An 18,843-nucleotide genomic window follows, 5' to 3' on the forward strand; every position below is an offset into this window, starting at 1 on the left:
GGTCAGCCACGGGCGTGGGCCGGGGCTCCGACCGCCAGGTCCGCCTCGATGGCGCGGGCCGTCTCCAGCAGCGGGGGGACCAGGTCGCGCTCGACCGACTCCGCCGTTGTGCGGCTTGCGTGGGTGGACAGGTTGACCGCCGCCACCACTTGGCCCCTCCGGTCCCGGATCGGGGCGGCCACCGAGCGGAGGCCTTCCTCCAGTTCCTGGTCCACCATGGCCCAGCCCTGGGTGGCCACCCTGGCCAGCTCCGTGCGCAGGCGGGCCGGCGCCGTCACCGTGTGGTCCGTCAGGCGGTCCAAGCTCGCCACCAGGAAGTACGCCTCCAGGTCGGCCTCGGCGAGGCCCGCCAGCAGGACGTGGCCCATCGATGTCGCGTGCGCCGGGAAGCGGGTTCCCACGTTGATGCTCACCGTCATGATCCGGGAGACCGCCACCCGGGCCACGTAGACGATGTCGGTGCCCTCCAGGACCGAGACCGAGCTCGACTCGTGGACGCGGGCCGACAGGTGCTCCAGGTGCGGCTGGGCCACCTCCGGCAGCGTCATGCTCGACAGGTACGCGTAGCCCAGCTCCAGCACCCGGGCCGTCAGCGAGAAGTACTTGCCGTCGGTGCGGACGTAGCCCAGGTCGGCCAAGGTCAGGAGGAACCTTCTCGCCGCCGCGCGGGTGAGGCCCGTCGCGCGGGCCACGTCGCTCAACGTCAGCTCGGACGCGCCCGCGTGGAAGGCCTTGATGACCGCCAGGCCGCGCTCCAGCGACTGCACGTGGTGGGCTCCACGGTGCGCCGGTTCGTTGTCCAGGCGGACGTCGGTCTGCGGCCTCGTCACGTCCATGCCCGGCACCTTATCCGGCGTCCTTCGGCACGGCGCTCGGCTCGCCGAGCTCGGCGAGGGTGCGCTGGGCGATGGCGAAGGCCGCGTTCGCCGCCGGTGCGCCCGCGTAGACCGCCGTGTGCAGCAGGACCTCGCCGATCTCCGCCGCCGTCAGGCCGTTGCGGACCGCCGCCCGGACGTGCATCGCCAGCTCGTTGTGCGCGTGCAGCGCCGTCAGCGCCGCCAGGGTCACGCAGCTGCGGGTGCGGCGGTCCAGGCCGTCGCGGGCCCACACCGAGCCCCACGCGCCCTCGGTGATGTAGTCCTGGAACGGGCGGCTGAAGTCCGTGGTGCCCGCGACCGCGCGGTCGACGTGCTCGTCGCCGAGCACCTCGCGCCGCACCTTCATGCCCTGCTCGTGGCGGTCCGTCACGCTCGCTCCAAGTGGTCCAGGATCAGCCGGGTGAACTCCCCCGGCCGCTCGTAGCTGCCCAGGTGCGCGGCGTCCGCCACGACCTCCAGCCGTGCGCCGGGAATGCCCTCGGCGATCGGCCGCGCGTGCTCGGCCGGCGACGTGGCCGGGTCGTCCGCGCCCGCGATGACCACCGTAGGGGCGGTGATCTTCGGCAGCAGGTCGAGGAGGTCCATCCGCTCGATCGCCCCGCAGCACGCCGCGTAGCCCTCGGCCGGGACCGCCGCGATCATCGCGCGGAGGAACCCGGCCCGGTCCGGGTGCCGCTCGCGGTACCCCGGGGTCAGCCAGCGCTGCACGCCGGCCTCGGCCACCGCCGCGGTGCCCTCGGCGCGGACCGTGCGGGCCCGGTCCGCCCACATCGACGGCGGGCCGAGCTTCGCCGACGTGCAGCACAGCACCAGGCTCGCGATCCGGTCCGGCGCGTGGATGCCAAGCCACATCCCGGTCATGCCGCCGAGCGACAGGCCCACGTGGTGCACCCGCTCGACGCCGAGGTCGTCGAGCAGCGCCAGGACGTCGGCACCCAGGTCTCCGAGCTCGTAGGGCCCCGGCGGGACCGGCGACGCGCCGTGCCCGCGCGCGTCGTAGCGGACCACCCGGAACCCGCGTTCCACCAGCGGCGCGACCTGGGGTTCCCACATCCGCAGGTCGCTGCCGAGCGACCCGCCGAACACGACCACCGGCCCGTCTTCGGGCCCTTCCACGACCCGGTGCAGCTGCACGGCGCTCACGGCGTCACACCCGGAAGAAGACGGTCTCGCCGTCTCCCTGCAGCCGCACGTCGAAGCGGTAGCCGTCGCCGGTCTTCGCCGCGATCAGCGTGCCGCGCCGCTCCTCGGGGACCGTCGCCAGCACCGGGTCGCCCGTGTTGTCCTGGTCCTCGAAGTAGATCCGCGTGACGACCCGGTTGAGCAGGCCGCGTGCGAACACCGAGACGTCGATGTGCCGGGCCTGCGTGGCGCCGCCCTCGCCCGGCACCACGCCGGGGAGCACGGTGTGGATCCCGTACGTGCCGTCGGTCTCCGTCGGGCAGCGGCCGAAGCCGCGGAACTCGCCGTTCGCCGCGCCGCGCGGGTCGTCCGGGTGGCGGAAGCCGCCCTCGGGATCGGCCTGCCAGGTCTCGATCATGGCGTCCGGGACCGGGTCGCCGTTGCCGTCGCGCACGGTGCCGCGGATCCAGAACGCGCCGGGCGTGCCCTCGGGCACGACGTGCGGGCCGTCGGGCCAGGGCAGCCCGATCGACAGGTACGGGCCGACGGTCTGCGAAGGGGTGGGCAGCAGCCTGGTCATTCGTCCTCGTCCTCTTCCTCTTCGAACACCGACGCGTCGCGCCCGCGCAGCACGATGTCGAACTGGAACCCGAGTGCCCACTCGGCCTGCGTGATGTCGTGGTCGTAGCGCGAGACCATCCGCTGCCGGGCCTTTTCGTCCGGGATCGAGTTGAAGATCGGGTCCTGGGAGAACAGCGGGTCGTCCGGGAAGTACATCTGGGTGACCAGCCGCTGGGTGAACGCCGAGCCGAACACCGAGAAGTGGATGTGCGCCGGGCGCCAGGCGTTGTCGTGGTTCTTCCACGGGTACGCGCCGGGCTTGATGGTGGTGAAGGTGTAGCGGCCGTCGCTGTCGGTCAGGGTGCGGCCGACGCCGTCGAAGTTCGGGTCGAGCGGGGACGGCCAGCGGTCCCCGGTGTGCCGGTAGCGGCCGCCCGCGTTCGCCTGCCAGATCTCGACCAGGGACTCGCGCACCGGGCGGCCGTCGCCGTCGAGGAGCCGCCCGGTGACGATGATGCGCTGGCCCTGCGGCTCACCGGCGTGCTGCCGGGTGAGGTCGTTGTCGAGCTCGCCGAGGCGGCCGGGGCCGAGCAGCGGGCCGGTGACCTCGGTCAGCATCTGCGGCAGCAGGACGAGCTCCTGCTTGGGGTGCCGCAGCGCCGTGGAGCGGTAGCCGCTGGAGTCGAGGGGCGGGTGGGTGCCTTCGGGGTCCTCCCCGTAGCGCGGCAGCCTGAATTCGGTCGGAGTGGCCACGTTTCTCTCCCTTATCGGCCTTCGAGGACGACAGCCAGCCCCTGGCCGACGCCGATGCAGATGGCGGCCAGTCCCCAGCCCCCGCCGCGGCGGTGCAGGTCGTGCGCCAGGGTGCCGAGGATCCGGCCGCCGGACGCGCCGAGCGGGTGCCCGATGGCGATCGCGCCGCCGTGGGTGTTCACGATCTCCGGGTCCAGGTCCTTCCAGTCGCGCAGGCAGGCCAGCGACTGCGCGGCGAAGGCCTCGTTGAGCTCGACCGCGGCCAGGTCGTCCCAGCCGATGCCGGCGCGTTCGAGGGCGATCTCGGCCGCGCGCACCGGGCCGATGCCGAAGACGTCCGGGTCGACGCCCGCCGCGCCCCGGCCGGCGATCCGGGCCAGCGGGGCCTTGTTCAGGTTTTTCGCGGCCGCTTCGTCGCCGAGCAGGAGGGCCGAGGCGCCGTCGTTCAGCGGGGAGGCGTTGCCCGCGGTGACGGTGCCGTTCTCCTTGCGGAACACGGGCTTCAGCTTGGCGAGCTTCTCGGGGCTGGAGTCCGGGCGGATGCCTTCGTCGCGGCCCAGGTCGACGCCCTCGACCGGGACGACCAAGTCGTCGTAGAAGCCCTCGTCCCACGCCTTGGCGGCGTTGACGTGGCTGCGGGCGGCGAAGGCGTCCTGCTCGTCGCGGCCGATGCCGTATCGCTCGGCGAGCTGCTCGGTGGACTCGCCGAGGGAGATCGTCCACTGCGACGGCATCGCCGGGTTGACCATGCGCCAGCCGAGCGCGGTGTTGTAGAGGGTCTGGTTGCCCGCGGGGAAGGCTTTGTCCGGCTTGGGCATGACGAGCGGCGAGCGGGTCATGGACTCGACGCCGCCCGCGACGACGAGGGAGGCGTCGCCGGTCTGGATCGCACGGCTGGCCTGGATGGCCGCGTCGAGGCCGGACCCGCAGAGGCGGTTGACCGTGCTGCCGGGGACGGTGGTGGGCCAGCCGGCGAGGAGGGCGGCCATGCGGGCGACGTTGCGGTTGTCCTCGCCCGCGCCGTTCGCGTCGCCGAGGGTTACTTCGTCCACTGTGGACGGATCGAGGTCGTTGCGCTGCTGGAGCGCCTTGAGCACGCCGGCCGCGAGGTCGTCGGGGCGGACGCCGGCCAGCGCGCCGCCGTAGCGGCCGAACGGGGTGCGGATCGCGTCGAGGATGTAGACGTCGGTCATGCGCTTGCCTTCTCCAGGTCTCGCAGGAGGGTCAGCTCCTGCTCCGTGGGGGCCGGGGTGGTCTCGAGGTCGTCGGACACCTTCAGTTTCCACCCCGTGGCCGCGATGGCGCTGTCGAGGTCCACACCCGGGTGGAGGTGCGTCAACGTCAGCTCCGCCGTCTCCGGGTCCGGGCGCAGCAGCCCCAGGTCGGTGACCACCAGGGTGGGACCGCGGCCGGGCAGGCCCAGGCGCTCGCGGTCGCCCTGGCCGGTCCCGTGACCGAACGACGTCACGAAGTCGACCTTCTCCACGAAGGCGCGCGGGTTCTGGCGGAGGACGATGAAGACCTCGCCGCACGAGGCGGCGATCTCCGGGGCGCCGCCCGCTCCCGGCAACCTGACCTTCGGGTCGTGGTAGTCCGAGCCGATCACCGTCGTGTTGATGTTGCCGAACTTGTCCAGCTGGGCCGCGCCGAGGAAGCCGACGTCGATGCGGCCGGGCTGGAGCCAGTAGTTGAACACCTCGGGCACGCTGATCACCGCGTCCGCCGTGTCGGCCAGCTCGCCGTCGCCGATGGACAGGGGCAGGCGGGACGGCTTGGCGCCGAGGCAGCCCGACTCGTAGATCAGCGTCAGGTTCGGCGCGTGCGCGCGGCGGGCGAGGTTCGCCGCCTTGCTCGGGAGGCCGATGCCGACGAAGCAGGACATGCCGTCGCCGAGGGCCCGGGCCGCGGCGACGCTCATCATCTCGTCGGCGGTGTAATCCGCGCTCATGCCTTCACCCCGGTCAGCTCGTTCAGCCACTTCGTGAACTCCTCGCGATCGCGCCCGACCTTGTCCCACGCCTGGTACGCCGCGTTGTCCCGCTCGTAGTACCCCGCCGCGTACGACGGCTTCGCGCCGCCGGGCACCTCGGCCACCGCCGTGACCACCCACGCCGGGAGCACCACCGCGCCCGGGCGGTCGTCCAGCTCGTCGACGACTTCCTCGACCGTCACCAGCGACCGTTTCGCCGCCAGCACCGCTTCCTTCTGGACCCCCGTGATGCCCCACATCTGGACGTTGCCGGCGCGGTCCGCGCGCTGGGCGTGGACGATCGAGACGTCCGGGTTCAGCGCCGGCACCGCCGTCAGCTTCTCGCCGGTGAACGGGCAGGTGATCGGCTTGATCGTGGCCGTCTGGGCCGGCAGGTCCGTGCCCGTGTAGCCGCGCAGCACCGCGAACGGCAGGCCGGACGCGCCGGCGACGTACCGGTTCGCCATGCCCGCGTGGCTGTGTTCCTCGATCTCCAGCGGCACCGGCCAGTCGTGCTGGACGGCGTCGCGGAAGCGGTGCAGCGAGCCGACTCCCGGGTTGCCGCCCCAGGAAAAGATCAGCTTGCGCGCGCAGCCGGCGCCGATCAGCTGGTCGTAGACGATGTCCGGGGTCATCCGCACCAGCGTGAGGTCACGCCGGCGCTGCCGGATGATCTCCTGCCCGGCCGCGACCGGGATGAGGTGCGTGAACCCTTCGAGCGCGACGGTGTCGCCGTCGTGCACCAGCCGGGCCACGGCCTCCTCCAGCGACAGCAGCTCCGCCATCACACCCTCCGCACTGTTCGCATCACGCACACTCGTTCTGCCAGCGAACATAGCACGGCGGAACCGGGCCCGACCAGACGTCTTCCACCCAATGGATGACGCACGCACGTCGAAGGGGACTTTCCCCGCCCGGACAGGCGGGAAAAGTCCCCTTCGGGAAGAACGGTCAGCCGATCCTGATCAACCGCGAGCCGTGGGGCGGCACGGCGGACGCCGTCCACGAGCCCCGGAACCGCCCGAGGTCCTGACGCGCGACGAGGTCCCGCACCGGCCGCGCCCCGGCGAAGTCCACCGTGATGTCCGCGGGCGAAGAACCCAGGTTGTAGACGGCCGCGTACCACCGGCCGTCCGGCGCACGCTTCTTCCACACCTGGAGGTGCCCGCCACTGACCTGCGTGGGGTACGAACCGGCGTGGTCGACCGCGATGACCTCGGGGTTCGTCAGGATCGACACCGCGGAGGCATCGAGGAAATAGATGTCCCCTCCCACATACAGCGGCGACGAAGCCATGGACCAGAACGTCATCACGCTCTGCCGCTCGACGTCGGAGAGCCCGTCCTGGATGCCGGACCCCGTGTTGTTGCTGATCGGCATCGAGTCCAGGTCCGGCCGGTAGTTCGGCCCGAACACGCCGAGCCACGAAGGCAGGTCGGCCCACCGCGCCTTCACCGAGCTGTCCCAGGTGGACACCGTCTCGCAGTAGCACTCGATGTCCGTGTCGACGCGCACGCCGTTCGCGTAAGGCGCCAGGGAGGCACCGATGGACCGCGGCACCGGCCACGCGCTCGCCGTCAGCCACATCGGCCGCCGGGAGTGGTCGATCGCCGTCGACCAGGCCCGGATGTCGGCGACGTTGTCCGCGGTCGTCCCGTCGACCTTGACGAAGTCGACGCCCCAGGACGCGAACCGGGCCACGATCGAGTCGTAGTACTTCTGCGCGCACGGGTTCGAGAAGTCGACCTTCCAGTTCCCGCCCCAGCCGTTCGACGGCGTCAGCGGCTTGAAAGCGATGTCCTGCGCGTGGCACGACGTCCCGAGAATGGGCGCGTTCTTGTCGTAGACCTCCTTCTCGAGCCCGGTCACGGCGTACAGGCCCAGCTTCAGCCCGAGCGAGTGCACGGAGGAAGCCAGCGCCGGGATCCCGGACGGGAACCGGGTCGGATCGGGGTCGGGGATGCCGTTGACGTCGGTGTGGAAGACCCAGGACTGCGAAGCGTTCCAGCCCGAGTCGATGTTGACGTAGGTGTAACCGGCGGACTTGAGCTTGGTGGCGAGAGCCTGAGCCGCGCCACGGATGTGCGACTCGTTCAGCCACGAAGTGCCGTAACCCGCGCGGGTCGACGACTCCAGGCTCCAGCTGCTCCAGCCCATGAACGGCTTGACGAACGGCGTCCGCGCATCGGCCGGCGGAACAACCAGCGAGAAAAACGCGAGCACGGCCACGAAAACGGATAGGAGGCGCTGCACAGGGACACTCCTCGGTGAGGTGGGGACCTATTCCTTGAGCCCGCTGGCCGCGATCCCGCGGACGATGAACCGCTGGGCGACCAGGAACATCGCGACCAGCGGCGCGATGGTGACCAGAGCACCGGCGAACAGCGCCGGCAGGTTGACCGACTGCGCGGTCAGGAACGTCGAAAGCGCGATCTGCGCGGTCCACGACGACGGGTCCTGCCCGATGACCAGCGGCCACAGGAACGCGTTCCAGCTTTCGATGAACATCAGCGCCCCGAGCGAGGCGATCATGCTCCCGGAGTTCGGCAGGACCAGGCGCCGGTAGACGCCGAGGTAGCCGAGCCCGTCGAGCCGCCCGGCCTCCTCGATCTCCGCCGGGAACCGCAGGTAGAAGTTGCGGAACAGGATCACCGTGAACGCGCTGAACAGGTTCGGCGCGATGATGCCCCACTCGGTGTTGACCCCGCCCATCGAGCCGACGACGACGAACGTCGGCACGAACGTCACCGACTGCGGGATCATCAGCGTGACCAGCACGTAGGTGAACACGAAGCGCCGCCCGGGCACGTTGATCCGGGCCAGCGCGTACCCCGCCATCGAGCCGAAGAGCGTGCCGGCCGGGGCCGTCACGATCGCGACCAGGAACGAGTTCCCCAGCGCGTGCGCCATGGGCACCGAGGTGTCGGCGAACAGGTCGCCGAAGTTGACCCACGACAGCGGGTCCGGCAGCCACGCCCAGTCCGGCGAGCTGACCTGCTGCCGCGTCATCAGCGCGTTGCGCAGCATGATGTAGAACGGCAGCAGGAAGATCAGCGACAGCACAGAGGCCAGGACGTACTTCGGCGCCTTCCGGGACACCGGCAGAACGGCCATCAGTCCTTCTTCCCGAAGCCGACGAACCGGCCCTGCAGCAGGGTGATCACGACGATGATCACCGTCAGCAGGAACGCCCCCGCCGAGCCGACGCCGTAGTTCTGGTCGCCGAGCGCGGAGTCGTACAGGTAGACCAGCGGCGGTTTCACCGGCGCGGTCGCGGTGCCGGACAGCCCGGTGCCGAACAGGTTGTAGAACTCGTCGAACGCCTGGAACGCGGCGATGAGGATCAGCAGCAGCACGGCCACGGACGTGTTCCGCAGCTGCGGCAGCGTGATATACCGGAAGGCCTGCCACTTCGTCGTGCCGTCCAGCTCGCCGGCTTCGTACAGCGACGGCGGGATCGCCTGCAGCCCGGCCAGGAACAGGATCATGTACAGCCCGACCTGCAGCCACAGCCGCAGCGTGACGACCGCGACCCAGTACACCGGCGGGCTCGTCGTCGACAGCCACGGCACCGGGTCGGCGCCGAACAGCCCGCCGACGACGTTCGCGACCCCGGACGGCAGCCCGTTGAACAGCGCCATCTTCCACACCAGCGCGGCCACGACGTACGACACCGCGGCCGGGATCAGGAACACGGTCCGGAAGAACGCCTTGCCGCGCTTGATGCTGTTGATCAGCACCGCGAGCCCGAGCGAGGCGACGAAGGTGATCGGCACGATGAAGACCGTGAAGAGCGCGATCGTCGTCAACGATGTCAGGAAGGCGTCGTCGCCCAGCAGGAACGCGTAGTTGCCGAAGCCGATCCAGTTCCCGAGCGTGATGGTGCCGCGGGCGTCGTTGAAGCTGAGCAGGAAGCTCCACGCGATGGCGACGTACTTGAACAGCCCCAGCCCGAGCACGACCGGCCCGGTGAGCACCACGAACGCGCCGATCGCCCGCCAGTCGCGACGCCGGCGGCGCGGCTTCGCCGGCGCCGAGACGGCCGGTGCCTCCATCAGGGCCGTCATGCCAGCTGCTTGTCGACTTCGGCCTGCGCCTTCTTCGCCGCGTCGCCGAGTTCGGCGGCCGGGTCGGCCTGCCCGTTCGCGATCTTCGTCGCGGCCTGCAGGAACAGAGTCGCCGACGCCTTGTTCCACAGCCCCGAGTAGGACTTGCCGAACTGCTGCGAGATCGTCACCGCGTCCTTCGCGGGCCCGCTGGCGAACTCGGTCGTCCGCGCCGCGACCTCCTTGCGGGCCGGGATGTGGAAGCCGTACTTGACGCACCAGTCCTTCTGCAGGTCGGCGTTCTTGATCCACAGCCAGTCGATGTACTTCTTGACGGCGTCGAGGTTCGCCGACTTCGCGTTGGCCAGCTGGTACCAGCCGCCGACGCGGGCGACCTGCTTGCCCGCGTCGCCGAACTTCGGCCACGCGACGACGCCGAAGTCGTCGCCCAAGGCTTTCTTGATGTCCGGCAGCGACCACAGGCCGCCCCACTGCATGGCCGTGGCACCGTTGGCGAACGCGCCCGGGTCGGACCAGTCGGTCGGGTAGCCCTGGAGCAGGCCGCCGGTGTCGTGCAGCTGCTTGAGGCCGCCGATCGCGGTGATCGCTTCGGGTGAGGCGAACGCGACCTTCTTGCCGCTCGCGTCGAAGAAGTCCCCACCGGACGACCAGAGCAGGAGCGTCGCCGCTTCGCCGACGCCGTCGGTGCCGACGTACAGGCCCTTCTGCTTGCCGTTGTCGAGCTTCCGCGTCGCTTCCAGGAGTTCGGCGAACGTCTGCGGCGGCTGGACGCCCGCGGCCTGCAGGGCGCTCTTGCGGTAGTACAGCATCATGACGTCGTCGATCATCTTGACGCCGTAGACCTTGCCGTCGACGGTCACCGTGTCCAGCGCGGCCGGGCTGAAGTCGGCTTTGACCGGGCCGACCACGTCGTCAAGCGGCGCGAGCAGGCCGTTTTTGACGTTCTGGTAGCGGAAGTCGCCGAGTTCGAACAGGTCCGGGGCCTGCGCGGTGAGCATCGCCGAGTTGAGCTTGGTCTCGTAGTCGCCGGCGATCCAGCTGACGTTGATCGCGATGTCCGGGTTGGCCTTGGTGAACTCCTGCGCGTACCGCTGGACCGCCTGCTGCGTCCCGGATTCGCCGTACGCGTGGTACCACTGCTGCAACGTGACCTTCGCGCCCGAAGAGGAGGCGTTCTTGTTCAACGGGTCCGAGGTGCAACCCGCGAGGGCCGCTCCCCCGGCGAAGAGGACCGAACCGACCAGGAAGCTACGACGATTCATGGGGCTCACGGTGTCTCCTTAGACGCTTTCCGACGCGAAAAGGCTCTGGACGGCGACCGCGGCGGCACCGCGGGCCCACTCCTCGAACGGCAGCGGCCGGATGACCAGGCCGCACCGGGCCGCGCTGCCGAACGCCTGGACCGCGAAGGTCCGGCGGATCTGGTCTTCGAACAGGTCGTAGGTGGCGACGCCCTCACCCGAGACGACCACTCGTTCCGGGCCGAACAGGTTGACCAGCGCGGCCAGCCCGAGGCCGATCGCGTGCCCCGCCCCGGCGAAGACCTCCCGGAGCGGCTCGTCGCCGCCGCGGGCCCGCGTCACGGCGTCGTCCATCGACAGCCCGGGCTCGCCGGTGACCTGCCGGGCGCGGGTCAGGATCGCTTCGGTGGACGCGATCGCCTCGACGCAGCCCTGTCCGCCGCAGTGGCACGACGGTCCGCCGTCGGCGACCGGGACGTGCCCGATCTCCCCGGCGACGCCATGGGCGCCGCGGACGAGGTCGCCGTGGACGACCAGCGCGCTGCCGATGCCGGTGCCCACCGTGACCAGCGCGAACGACGATGCCCCGACCCCTTCGCCGAACCACTGCTCGGCGACGGCTAGGGCCTTGACGTCGTTTTCGAGGGTCACGGTCAGCCCGGTGGCCTCCTCGAGGAGTTCGGCCAGCGGCACGTCCCGCCAGCCGAGGAACGGGGAGTACCGGACGACGCCGGACGCGCGGTCGACGTCGCCGGACACCGCGATCCCGAGGCAGTAGGCCCGCTCGCGGAGAGTGCCGGTCAGCAGCTCGCCGACGAGATCGGCCAGCGCGCGGACGACGTGCCCGACGTCGTGGCCGGTCAGGGCGTGGTGGGCGCTGGCCCGGACGTCGGCACGCAGGTCGGTGACCACGCCGATCAGGTCGTCGCCGGTGATCTTGACGCCGACGAAGTACTCGCGGTCCGGCCGGATGGCCAGGGGGTTCGCCGGGCGGCCGGCCCCGGGGGCGGTGCGGCCTTCGGAGGCGAGTTCTTCGAGGTAGCCGGCCTCGATGAAGGGCCGGGCGGCCTTGGTGACCGCGGCGGAGGAGAGCCCGGTGCGGCGGGCGACGTCGACGCGGGACACCGGCCCTTCGGTCAGGACCGTGGTGAACACGGTCGCGGCCGCGGGACTGGTGATCGGCGCCCTTGCCGGTGCACTGCGAGGCATGGCCGGAAGGGTAGAGAGATTTAATTAACTTCGTCAAGAATTTATTTTCGCGCTGGTCAGCTCTACGCTGTCGGGCATGTCGCTCGTCGAACACGACCCCGCGCACCGGCTGTGGCTGCTGCGCACCCCCGAGAGCTCATACGCCTTCCGGCTGGACGCCGACGACCGCCCGCGGCACGTCCACTGGGGCCCGCCGCTGACCCTGGCCCAAGCCACGCAGGTCGCCGCGCGCCGCAACCCGGCCGACAGCAGCTTCGACGAGCCCGGCGACGAGCGGCAGGAACTCCCGGCCGAGGGCGGCGCGTTCTTCGGCGTCTCGGCGTTGGCCGTGCGGTACGCCGACGGGACCTCGGCGCTCGAGTGGCGCTACGACGGCTTCGCGCTCGAAGACGACGCGCTCGTCGTCCGGCTCGCCGACCGGCACTACCCCCTGGAGCTGTCCCTGCACTACCGCGTCCGCGGGGACGTCGTCGAGCGCTGGACGTCGCTGCGGCACACCGGTTCCGAAGAGCCGATCGCGTTGCTGCGCACCGATTCCGCGTCATGGACGCTCCCCCGGCGCGAGGGCGCGCGGCTGAGCCGGACGTCCGGGGCGTGGAGCGCCGAGTACGGCGTGCTGCGCGAACCGCTGCCGGTCGGCGAAACCACCCTCACCAGCCGCCGCGGCGCCTCCAGCCACCAGGTCAACCCGTGGGTGATGCTCGACGCGGGCGACGCGACGGAGACCGCCGGCGAAGTGTGGTCTTCCGCGCTCGCGTGGAGCGGGAGCTGGCGGATCACCGTCGAGCGCACGCACACCGGCCGCGTCACCTGGACCGGCGGGTTCGGCCACGAGCACGTCGCCTGGCGGCTGCACCCGGGCGAAACGTGGGAGACGCCGGTGTTCGCCGGGCTCTACGCGGCCGACGGCTTCGGCGGGACGAGCCGTCGGTGGCACGCGTACGTCCGCGAGTTCGTCCAGCCGCACGCGAGCGAGCTGCGGCCGATCGTCTACAACTCCTGGGAGGCCACCGGCTGGGACGTCGACGAGCGGACCGAGACCGAGCTCGCCGCGGCGGCCGCCAAGCTGGGCGCGGAACTGTTCGTCATGGACGACGGCTGGTTCGGCGCCCGCAGCGGCGACACCGCCGGGCTCGGCGACTGGATCGCCAACGAACAGCGCTTCCCGGCCGGGCTGCAGCCCCTCGTCGACGCCGTCCACGCGCACGGCATGCAGTTCGGGTTGTGGGTCGAGCCGGAGATGGTCAACCCGGACAGCGACCTCTACCGCGCGCACCCGGACTGGGTGCTGCACATGGCGCACCGCTCCCGGACGACGTTGCGCAACCAGCTCGTGCTGAACTTCGCGCGCCCGGACGTCGCGGACTGGGCCCACAAGTGGCTCGACGGCCTGGTCGGCGCGCACGGCATCGACTACCTCAAGTGGGACATGAACCGCGCCTTCACCGAGGCCGGCTGGCCGGAGGCGGGGCCGGACGCCGCACGCCTCTGGGTCGGCCACATCCGGGCGGTGTACGCGATCCTGGACCGGCTGCGCACCGACCACCCGAACCTGCGGATCCAGGGCTGCGCGGGCGGCGGCGGGCGCACCGATCTGGGGATCCTCGCGCGCACCGACGAGATCTGGGCGTCGGACAACACCGACGCGGCCGACCGGATCACCATCCAGCACGGCTACGGCCAGATCTACCCCGCGGGCACGATGTCGGCCTGGGTGACCGACAGCCCGAACCCGGCCACGCACCGGGAAGCACCGCTGAGCTTCCGGTTCCACGTGGCGATGGCGGGCGTGCTCGGCCTGGGCGGCGACCTGCCGCGCTGGACGCCGGGCGAACTCGCCGAAGCGGCGTCGCTCGTGGCGCTGTACAAGGAGATCCGGCCGGTGGTGCAGCACGGGACGCAGTACCGGCTGGCCGACCCGGCGGTCTCGGCGCTGACGGCGGTGCAGTACGTGCTGGACGATTCCGTGGTCGTGTTCTTCTGGCGGCGGCCCACGGAGTTCGCGCGGCCGGTCACGCCGCCGCGGCTCGCGGGGCTGGACCCGGCCGGGTCGTACCGCGACCAGGACGGCGTCGTGCACCACGGCGCGGTGTTGCTGAGCCACGGGCTGGACGTCTCGCTGCCGGGGAGCGGGTATGCGAGCGCGGTGGTGCGGCTGACGCGCGTGGCCTGAATTGTCGGTGGGGTGCCTTACGCTGTCGTCGTGGCCAAGATCGCGGTGACCCGATGGATTCCCGACGACGCGGTGAAGCTCCTCGCCGAGGCAGGCGACGTGGAGGTCTCCCCCGCCGATCGTCCGCTGGCGCCTGCGGAACTGCACGAGTTCGTGCGCGGCGCGTCGGCGGTCGTCGGCATGCTGCACGACCGGCTCGACGGCGCGCTGGCCGACGCCGCCGGGCCGGGGCTGAAGGTGGTCGCGAACGTCGCCGTGGGGTACGACAACGTGGACCTCCCGGCGCTGGCGTCGCGCGGGATCGTCGTCACCAACACGCCCGGCGTGCTCACCGACGCCACCGCCGACCTCGCCTTCGGGCTGCTGCTCGCCGCCACGCGGCGGCTCGGCGAGGGCGAACGGCTGCTGCGCTCGCGCACGCCGTGGTCGTTCCACCTCGGCTTCCTGCTCGGCTCCGGGCTGCAGGGCAAGACGCTGGGTATCGTCGGGTTCGGGCAGATCGGGCGGGCGATGGCGCGCCGGGCCGCGGCCTTCGGGATGTCGGTCGTCTACTCCGGACGGTCCAAAAAGGACACGGACGCCGAGTACGTGTCGTTCGAGGAGCTGCTGGCGCGCTCGGACGTCGTCTCGCTGCACTGCCCGCTGACACCCGAGACGCGGCACCTGATCGACGCCGGGGCGCTGCGGGCCATGAAACCCGGGGCGTACCTGGTGAACACGACCCGCGGGCCGGTCGTCGACGAGGCCGCCCTGGCCGACGCGCTGGAGGCCGGGGAGATCGCCGGCGCCGCGCTCGACGTGTTCGAAAAGGAGCCCGAGGTCGAACCGCGGCTGCTCGGCCGGGACGACGTCGTGCTCAGCCCGCACCTGGGGTCGGCGACGGTCGAGACCCGCACCGCGATGGCCGTGCTGGCCGCGCGCAACGTCGCGGCGATCCTCGCCGGGCGTCCCCCGCTGACGGAGGTGAAGCCGTGACCCGGGTCGTCATCGCGCCCGACAAGTTCAAGGGCAGCCTGACCGCGGTCGAGGCCGCGGAGGCGATCGCGCTCGGCGTGCGCGATGCCTTGCCGGACGCGGAAATCGTCACGTGCCCGGTCGCCGACGGCGGCGAGGGCACCCTGGACGTCCTGGAAGCCGCGGGCGCGCGGATCGTGCGGATGACGGTGCGCGGGCCGCTGGACGAGCAGGTCCAGGCGCGGTACGCGGTGCTGGACGGCACGGCGTACGTCGAATCCGCGCGCGCGTGCGGGATCGAATTCGTCGAACCCTCCCCGGCGACAGCGCTGGCCGCACACACCTGGGGCGTCGGCGAGCTCCTGGCGGACGCGCTGGTGCACGGCGCGAAGCGGCTGGTGCTCACGGTCGGCGGCACGGCCAGCACCGACGGCGGGGCGGGGATGCTCGGCGCGCTGGGCGCCGGCGTGCTGGACGCGTTCGGCGCACCGGTCGGCCTGGGCGGCGGGACGCTGACGCGGGTGGCGTCGACGGAGCTGACACCGGTGCGCGAGCGGCTGGACGGCGTGCGCGTGGCGGTCGCGACCGACGTGACGAACCCGTTGCTGGGCCCGGAAGGCGCGGCGGCGGTGTTCGGACCGCAGAAGGGGGCGGGCCCCGAGGAGGTGGCGCTGCTCGACGAGGGATTGGGGCGGTGGGCGCACGCGCTGCAGGTCGGCGGTGCGCCGGACGTCGCACGGGTACCGGGGTCGGGCGCCGGCGGCGGAGTGGCCGCGGCCGCGATCGCGCTCGGGGCGAGCGTGGAGTCCGGGTTCGACCTCATCGCGGGCCTGACCGGGGTGGATGCGGCCTTGGAAGGGGCGGACCTGGTGATCACGGGCGAGGGATCGCTGGACGAGCAGAGCCTCAACGGAAAGGCCCCGGCGGGCATCGCGGACCGGGCGCGGCCCCGCGGGGTGCCGCTGCTGGCGCTGGCCGGGCGGATCCAGCTCGACGCGGCGGGATTGGCGCGGCTGGGGGTGGTGAGGAGCAGCGCGCTGATCGACCACGCGCCTTCGCTGGATCACGCACGGAAGCACGCGGCGGAGTTGCTGCGGGAGCGGGCGGCGGAGCTGGTCCGCGCCTGGAGGGAGGGGTAGACGAGGGCTCGGGTTGATCCGGCGCGAGGGCAGCCGGAAAGCGTTGCGCGAGACGCACCCGCTGGGCGGGCCCCGTGGGACCGGCGACCGGCGGCACCCGCAGCCAGCCGCACCGGCGGCCGACGGAGTCGGCAGCCGGCGAAGCGGTGCGTAAAGCGCACCCGCCGGGCAAGCCCCGCGCGACCGGCGGCACCCGCAGCCGGGGAAGCGGTGCGCAAAGCGCACCCGCCGGGCAGGCCCCGCGCGACCGGCAGGACCGGCGGCAGCGGCACCGGTGGCCAGCGGCACCGGCGGCCGGCGGCCGGCGAAGTCGGCGGCCAGCGGTGGGCGGAGTCGGCGGCCAGCGGAGTCGGCGGCCAGCTGTGGGCGGCGCGCGGCGCTGCGCGGCGCCCGCCTGCGAACGGACCTTCCGCACTCGAGGAGCGAAAGGCCCGTCCGCCGCGGTCAGCTCGTGTGCTGGGGCAGCACGGCGAATGCCACGCCGCCCGCTTCGTCCTCCTGGACGTCCAGGACCTTGTCGTCCAGCAGCGCGGCCGCCTGGGGCTCGAGGAACACCTTCGGCCCTTCGGCCTCTCCCAGGACGCTGTCGCCCTCGGCGGGCTCGGGCGCCACCGACAGGGCCAGCTGGGCGCTCTCTCCGTCGGCGTTCTGGACCGCCAGGCGCAGTCCGGCTTCCCCCTCGCCCTGGCTGGTCAACGCGGTGATCGCCTCGGCGGCGGCTTCGGTCACGGTCAGCATTTTCGGCCTTCCCTTCGTCGCGGTCCGATGTTTTCCCCACGCTAGGGGCGTCCGAACGGACGTGCAGTCTGAGCGGATCAGCCCTGCCGGGCCGCCCGGATGGCGTCCGCCACCGACTCGCCCGCGTAGTCCGTCGTCTCGCGGCGGCCCTGGTTCGAATGGCGGCGGGGCACCGTCTCCTCCGGGACCACCGGCTCGAAGTCCGCCGGCGCGTCTTCGATCGTCTCGTCAAGCTCCGCGGCCGGCGTGGCCGCGAGCGGGCGCTCCGGGACCGGCTCCGGCTCGGCGTCCGGGACCTCTTCGGCCAGGCGCTGGTCCATCGGCTCGCCTTCGCGGATCTCCCGGGGCGTGGTGCCGTACCGGTCGACGGCGCTCCAGTGCTCGGGCGGCTCGATGCCCTCCTCGAGCGAATCCACGCGCAGCTCGTCCTCGTCCAGCGCCTCGCTGGGACTCAAGCTCTGCGGTTCGGCCGAGTCACGGTCGCTCACTGGCCCTCCAGGCGCGTCGGGAACATCTCGTCGCCGGTGACCTACCCCGGCCGGCAGGGCGGCGAAACCTGCCGGTGTCGCAGGGATCACAGGGTTTAACACATTCACAAGTTTGTGAATGTGGGCTAGGTTGGGATCATGGCCACCACCAGGTGCGCACCGGAGCACCGGCTGCTCGCCACCGACCCGGACCGCCACCACGAGCTCGGCACGCACGCGGCGTGGTACGTCGTGGCCGGCGTGGTGACAACCGGCGTCCAGGCCGTTCTGTTCCTCCTGCTGCGCGACGAGCTCGGCTCTCAGGTGGCGAACCTGGTCGCGATCGCGCTCACCACCGTCGGCAACACCGAGTTCCACCGCCGCGTCACCTTCGCCGGGCGACGCAGCAACGCCGGCAAGCGGCACCTGCAGGACCTGCTCACCTTCGCCTTCTACGCCCTGTACGGCTCGGCCGTGCTGGCCCTGCTCGACGCCTTCGTCGACCGGCCGACGTCGTGGGAGGAGACCGGCACCCTGCTGCTCGCCAGCCTCGTCGGCGGGTTCGTGCGGTTCGCCGTGCTGCGCTGGTGGGTCTTCGCGCACCGCACCGACCCGGCCGCGCCCGCCCACACCGGCTAGCGTCTGCGGACGTGGCCCCGGACGAAAGCAAGCCGGCCGACGGCGCACCGGACGGCATCACGCCCCACGCGGGCGGCACCGAACCGGACTACCGCTTCACGCTGGCCAACGAACGCACCTTCCTCGCCTGGCTCCGCACCGCCCTCGGGTTACTCGCGGGCGGCGTCGCCGTACACCAGCTGGTGCCGTCACCGGCCGCGGCCAGCACGGTGCTCGCCGGCCTGTGCGTCGCGCTGGCCGCCGTCCTCGCCGCGACCGCCTACCCGCGCTGGCGGCGGGTGCAGATCGCGATGCGGGCCGGGCAGCCGCTGCCGCCGAGCCGGACGATCCTGGTGCTGACGGGCGGCCTGCTGACGCTGATCGTCGCCGCGGCCGTGCTGCTGGTGGTCTCGTGAGTGACACGAATGGCAGCGGACGGTGACGGCCGGGAAAAACGGCCCGTCCGCCCGGCTTTCCCGGCGAGCCGGCCGGGCCGCCCCGGGCGAGCGGCCCGCCTGGACGCGAATACCGTCGCTTCGCGATTATCGTGACGTCAAAAGTACCGACACGCCGTCCGAGATCCGGCCGTGACCACCCCCGCGGGCGCCCAAGCCGAGCGCACCGGGCTCGCCTGGCGGCGAACAGCCTTGGCGTCCGCCGCCTGCACGGTACTGCTCCTGCACTCCGCCGCCCAGCGCCATTGGGGTGGCACGCTGATCCCGGTGGCGCTCGCCGCGGCGACATCCGCCCTGCTAGGGGCCATCGGGATGCACCGCGAACGGGCCTTGCGCGCCGCCGAACCGGGGCCGCCGAGCCGCTTACTGCCCGCCATCGCGTCGCTCGCCGTGACCGTGACCGCCACTTCCGTGGTCGTCTTCCACTGACGAGTGAACTCGGCACATCCTGAAACCGATTAATCGCAATGTGCGGGGGCGGGTCGCGGGAACATCACGG

The 18,843-nt window shown here is 71.9% G+C and carries 21 protein-coding genes; 6 read left to right on the forward strand and 15 right to left on the reverse strand.

The genetic code is table 11. The annotated features are described in order from the left end of the window. Positions 1-2 precede the first annotated feature (2 nt). The 13 genes from H5965_RS32110 to H5965_RS32170 all read right to left on the reverse strand — a co-directional run bounded on the left by H5965_RS32110 (position 3) and on the right by H5965_RS32170 (position 11,800). Positions 3-836: an IclR family transcriptional regulator C-terminal domain-containing protein gene (locus tag H5965_RS32110; RefSeq protein WP_310974526.1), complete on the reverse strand. Its 834-nt coding sequence runs from the start codon at positions 834-836 to the stop codon at positions 3-5. Positions 837-846: 10 nt separating this feature from the next. Further along, complete coding sequence (gene pcaC, locus H5965_RS32115; RefSeq protein ID WP_176172256.1) at positions 847-1,248, reverse strand: 4-carboxymuconolactone decarboxylase; 402 nt, start codon at positions 1,246-1,248, stop codon at positions 847-849. Next, complete coding sequence (gene pcaD, locus H5965_RS32120; protein WP_310974527.1) at positions 1,245-2,021, reverse strand: 3-oxoadipate enol-lactonase; 777 nt, start codon at positions 2,019-2,021, stop codon at positions 1,245-1,247. The genes pcaC and pcaD overlap by 4 nt, the downstream gene beginning before the upstream one ends. Before the next feature lie 4 nt (positions 2,022-2,025). Further along, on the reverse strand, positions 2,026-2,580 hold the full coding sequence (gene pcaG / locus H5965_RS32125) for a protocatechuate 3,4-dioxygenase subunit alpha (protein ID WP_310974528.1): 555 nt from the start codon (positions 2,578-2,580) through the stop codon (positions 2,026-2,028). Then, on the reverse strand, positions 2,577-3,314 hold the full coding sequence (pcaH, locus tag H5965_RS32130; protein ID WP_310974529.1) for a protocatechuate 3,4-dioxygenase subunit beta: 738 nt from the start codon (positions 3,312-3,314) through the stop codon (positions 2,577-2,579). The genes pcaG and pcaH overlap by 4 nt, the downstream gene beginning before the upstream one ends. 11 nt (positions 3,315-3,325) lie before the next feature. Then, positions 3,326-4,507, reverse strand: coding sequence for a thiolase family protein (locus H5965_RS32135; protein ID WP_310974530.1), 1,182 nt, complete (start codon positions 4,505-4,507; stop codon positions 3,326-3,328). Beyond that, positions 4,504-5,262, reverse strand: coding sequence for a CoA-transferase subunit beta (locus H5965_RS32140; RefSeq protein WP_310974531.1), 759 nt, complete (start codon positions 5,260-5,262; stop codon positions 4,504-4,506). The genes H5965_RS32135 and H5965_RS32140 overlap by 4 nt, the downstream gene beginning before the upstream one ends. Further along, positions 5,259-6,068, reverse strand: a complete 810-nt coding sequence (locus H5965_RS32145) for a CoA transferase subunit A (protein ID WP_310974532.1) — start codon at positions 6,066-6,068, stop codon at positions 5,259-5,261. The genes H5965_RS32140 and H5965_RS32145 overlap by 4 nt, the downstream gene beginning before the upstream one ends. 166 nt (positions 6,069-6,234) lie before the next feature. Continuing rightward, positions 6,235-7,536, reverse strand: a complete 1,302-nt coding sequence (locus tag H5965_RS32150) for a glycoside hydrolase family 27 protein (protein WP_310974533.1) — start codon at positions 7,534-7,536, stop codon at positions 6,235-6,237. 27 nt (positions 7,537-7,563) lie between these two features. Next, complete coding sequence (locus H5965_RS32155; protein WP_310974534.1) at positions 7,564-8,397, reverse strand: carbohydrate ABC transporter permease; 834 nt, start codon at positions 8,395-8,397, stop codon at positions 7,564-7,566. Beyond that, the gene (locus H5965_RS32160; RefSeq protein WP_310974535.1) at positions 8,397-9,350 is read right to left on the reverse strand and encodes a sugar ABC transporter permease; all 954 of its coding nucleotides are present in this window, start codon (positions 9,348-9,350) and stop codon (positions 8,397-8,399) included. Before H5965_RS32160 ends, H5965_RS32155 begins: the two co-directional genes overlap by 1 nt. Beyond that, positions 9,347-10,612, reverse strand: a complete 1,266-nt coding sequence (locus H5965_RS32165; protein ID WP_310974536.1) for an extracellular solute-binding protein — start codon at positions 10,610-10,612, stop codon at positions 9,347-9,349. The genes H5965_RS32160 and H5965_RS32165 overlap by 4 nt, the downstream gene beginning before the upstream one ends. An 18-nt stretch (positions 10,613-10,630) precedes the next feature. Further along, the gene (locus tag H5965_RS32170) at positions 10,631-11,800 is read right to left on the reverse strand and encodes an ROK family protein (RefSeq protein WP_310974537.1); all 1,170 of its coding nucleotides are present in this window, start codon (positions 11,798-11,800) and stop codon (positions 10,631-10,633) included. A 76-nt stretch (positions 11,801-11,876) separates the two neighbouring features. On the opposite strand from H5965_RS32170, the gene H5965_RS32175 reads away from it, so the two are divergent. The 3 genes from H5965_RS32175 to H5965_RS32185 are packed head-to-tail and all read left to right on the forward strand — an operon-like array spanning position 11,877 to position 16,066. Next, positions 11,877-13,973: an alpha-galactosidase gene (locus H5965_RS32175; RefSeq protein ID WP_310974538.1), complete on the forward strand. Its 2,097-nt coding sequence runs from the start codon at positions 11,877-11,879 to the stop codon at positions 13,971-13,973. A 30-nt stretch (positions 13,974-14,003) separates the two neighbouring features. Then, positions 14,004-14,948 carry a D-glycerate dehydrogenase gene (locus tag H5965_RS32180; protein WP_310974539.1) on the forward strand — a complete coding sequence of 315 codons (945 nt, stop codon included), beginning with the start codon at positions 14,004-14,006 and terminating at the stop codon, positions 14,946-14,948. Next, positions 14,945-16,066: a glycerate kinase gene (locus H5965_RS32185; protein WP_310974540.1), complete on the forward strand. Its 1,122-nt coding sequence runs from the start codon at positions 14,945-14,947 to the stop codon at positions 16,064-16,066. The genes H5965_RS32180 and H5965_RS32185 overlap by 4 nt, the downstream gene beginning before the upstream one ends. A gap of 444 nt (positions 16,067-16,510) precedes the next feature. Here H5965_RS32185 and H5965_RS32190 read toward each other — a convergent pair whose 3' ends face one another. Both H5965_RS32190 and H5965_RS32195 read right to left on the reverse strand, forming a co-directional pair. Then, a complete protein-coding gene (locus H5965_RS32190; protein ID WP_176172267.1) occupies positions 16,511-16,804 on the reverse strand; it encodes an iron-sulfur cluster biosynthesis family protein in 294 nt (97 codons plus the stop codon). A gap of 77 nt (positions 16,805-16,881) precedes the next feature. Continuing rightward, complete coding sequence (locus H5965_RS32195; protein ID WP_310974541.1) at positions 16,882-17,292, reverse strand: hypothetical protein; 411 nt, start codon at positions 17,290-17,292, stop codon at positions 16,882-16,884. Between the two features lie 138 nt (positions 17,293-17,430). On the opposite strand from H5965_RS32195, the gene H5965_RS32200 reads away from it, so the two are divergent. The 3 genes from H5965_RS32200 (at position 17,431) to H5965_RS32210 (ending at position 18,773) form a co-directional block, all read left to right on the forward strand. After that, positions 17,431-17,910 (forward strand): GtrA family protein, encoded by a 480-nt coding sequence (locus tag H5965_RS32200; protein WP_310974542.1) that lies wholly within the window; start codon positions 17,431-17,433, stop codon positions 17,908-17,910. Between the two features lie 11 nt (positions 17,911-17,921). After that, complete coding sequence (locus H5965_RS32205) at positions 17,922-18,305, forward strand: YidH family protein (RefSeq protein ID WP_396136967.1); 384 nt, start codon at positions 17,922-17,924, stop codon at positions 18,303-18,305. 171 nt (positions 18,306-18,476) lie between these two features. Next, positions 18,477-18,773 carry a DUF202 domain-containing protein gene (locus H5965_RS32210; protein ID WP_310974543.1) on the forward strand — a complete coding sequence of 99 codons (297 nt, stop codon included), beginning with the start codon at positions 18,477-18,479 and terminating at the stop codon, positions 18,771-18,773. Positions 18,774-18,843 lie beyond the last annotated feature (70 nt).

It is taken from the genome of Amycolatopsis sp. 505 (assembly GCF_031625235.1).
Classification (GTDB): domain Bacteria; phylum Actinomycetota; class Actinomycetes; order Mycobacteriales; family Pseudonocardiaceae; genus Amycolatopsis.

What these genes read in the sequence shown, in the direction of transcription:
- H5965_RS32110 (WP_310974526.1), bottom strand. Translation starts at nt 836, where the DNA reads ATGGACGTGACGAGGCCGCAGACCGACGTCCGCCTGGACAACGAACCG.
- pcaG (WP_310974528.1), bottom strand. Translation starts at nt 2,580, where the DNA reads ATGACCAGGCTGCTGCCCACCCCTTCGCAGACCGTCGGCCCGTACCTG.
- H5965_RS32135 (WP_310974530.1), bottom strand. Translation starts at nt 4,507, where the DNA reads ATGACCGACGTCTACATCCTCGACGCGATCCGCACCCCGTTCGGCCGC.
- H5965_RS32140 (WP_310974531.1), bottom strand. Translation starts at nt 5,262, where the DNA reads ATGAGCGCGGATTACACCGCCGACGAGATGATGAGCGTCGCCGCGGCC.
- H5965_RS32145 (WP_310974532.1), bottom strand. Translation starts at nt 6,068, where the DNA reads ATGGCGGAGCTGCTGTCGCTGGAGGAGGCCGTGGCCCGGCTGGTGCAC.
- H5965_RS32155 (WP_310974534.1), bottom strand. Translation starts at nt 8,397, where the DNA reads ATGGCCGTTCTGCCGGTGTCCCGGAAGGCGCCGAAGTACGTCCTGGCC.
- H5965_RS32160 (WP_310974535.1), bottom strand. Translation starts at nt 9,350, where the DNA reads ATGACGGCCCTGATGGAGGCACCGGCCGTCTCGGCGCCGGCGAAGCCG.
- H5965_RS32165 (WP_310974536.1), bottom strand. Translation starts at nt 10,612, where the DNA reads ATGAATCGTCGTAGCTTCCTGGTCGGTTCGGTCCTCTTCGCCGGGGGA.
- H5965_RS32170 (WP_310974537.1), bottom strand. Translation starts at nt 11,800, where the DNA reads ATGCCTCGCAGTGCACCGGCAAGGGCGCCGATCACCAGTCCCGCGGCC.
- H5965_RS32175 (WP_310974538.1), top strand. Translation starts at nt 11,877, where the DNA reads ATGTCGCTCGTCGAACACGACCCCGCGCACCGGCTGTGGCTGCTGCGC.
- H5965_RS32190 (WP_176172267.1), bottom strand. Translation starts at nt 16,804, where the DNA reads ATGCTGACCGTGACCGAAGCCGCCGCCGAGGCGATCACCGCGTTGACC.
- H5965_RS32200 (WP_310974542.1), top strand. Translation starts at nt 17,431, where the DNA reads ATGGCCACCACCAGGTGCGCACCGGAGCACCGGCTGCTCGCCACCGAC.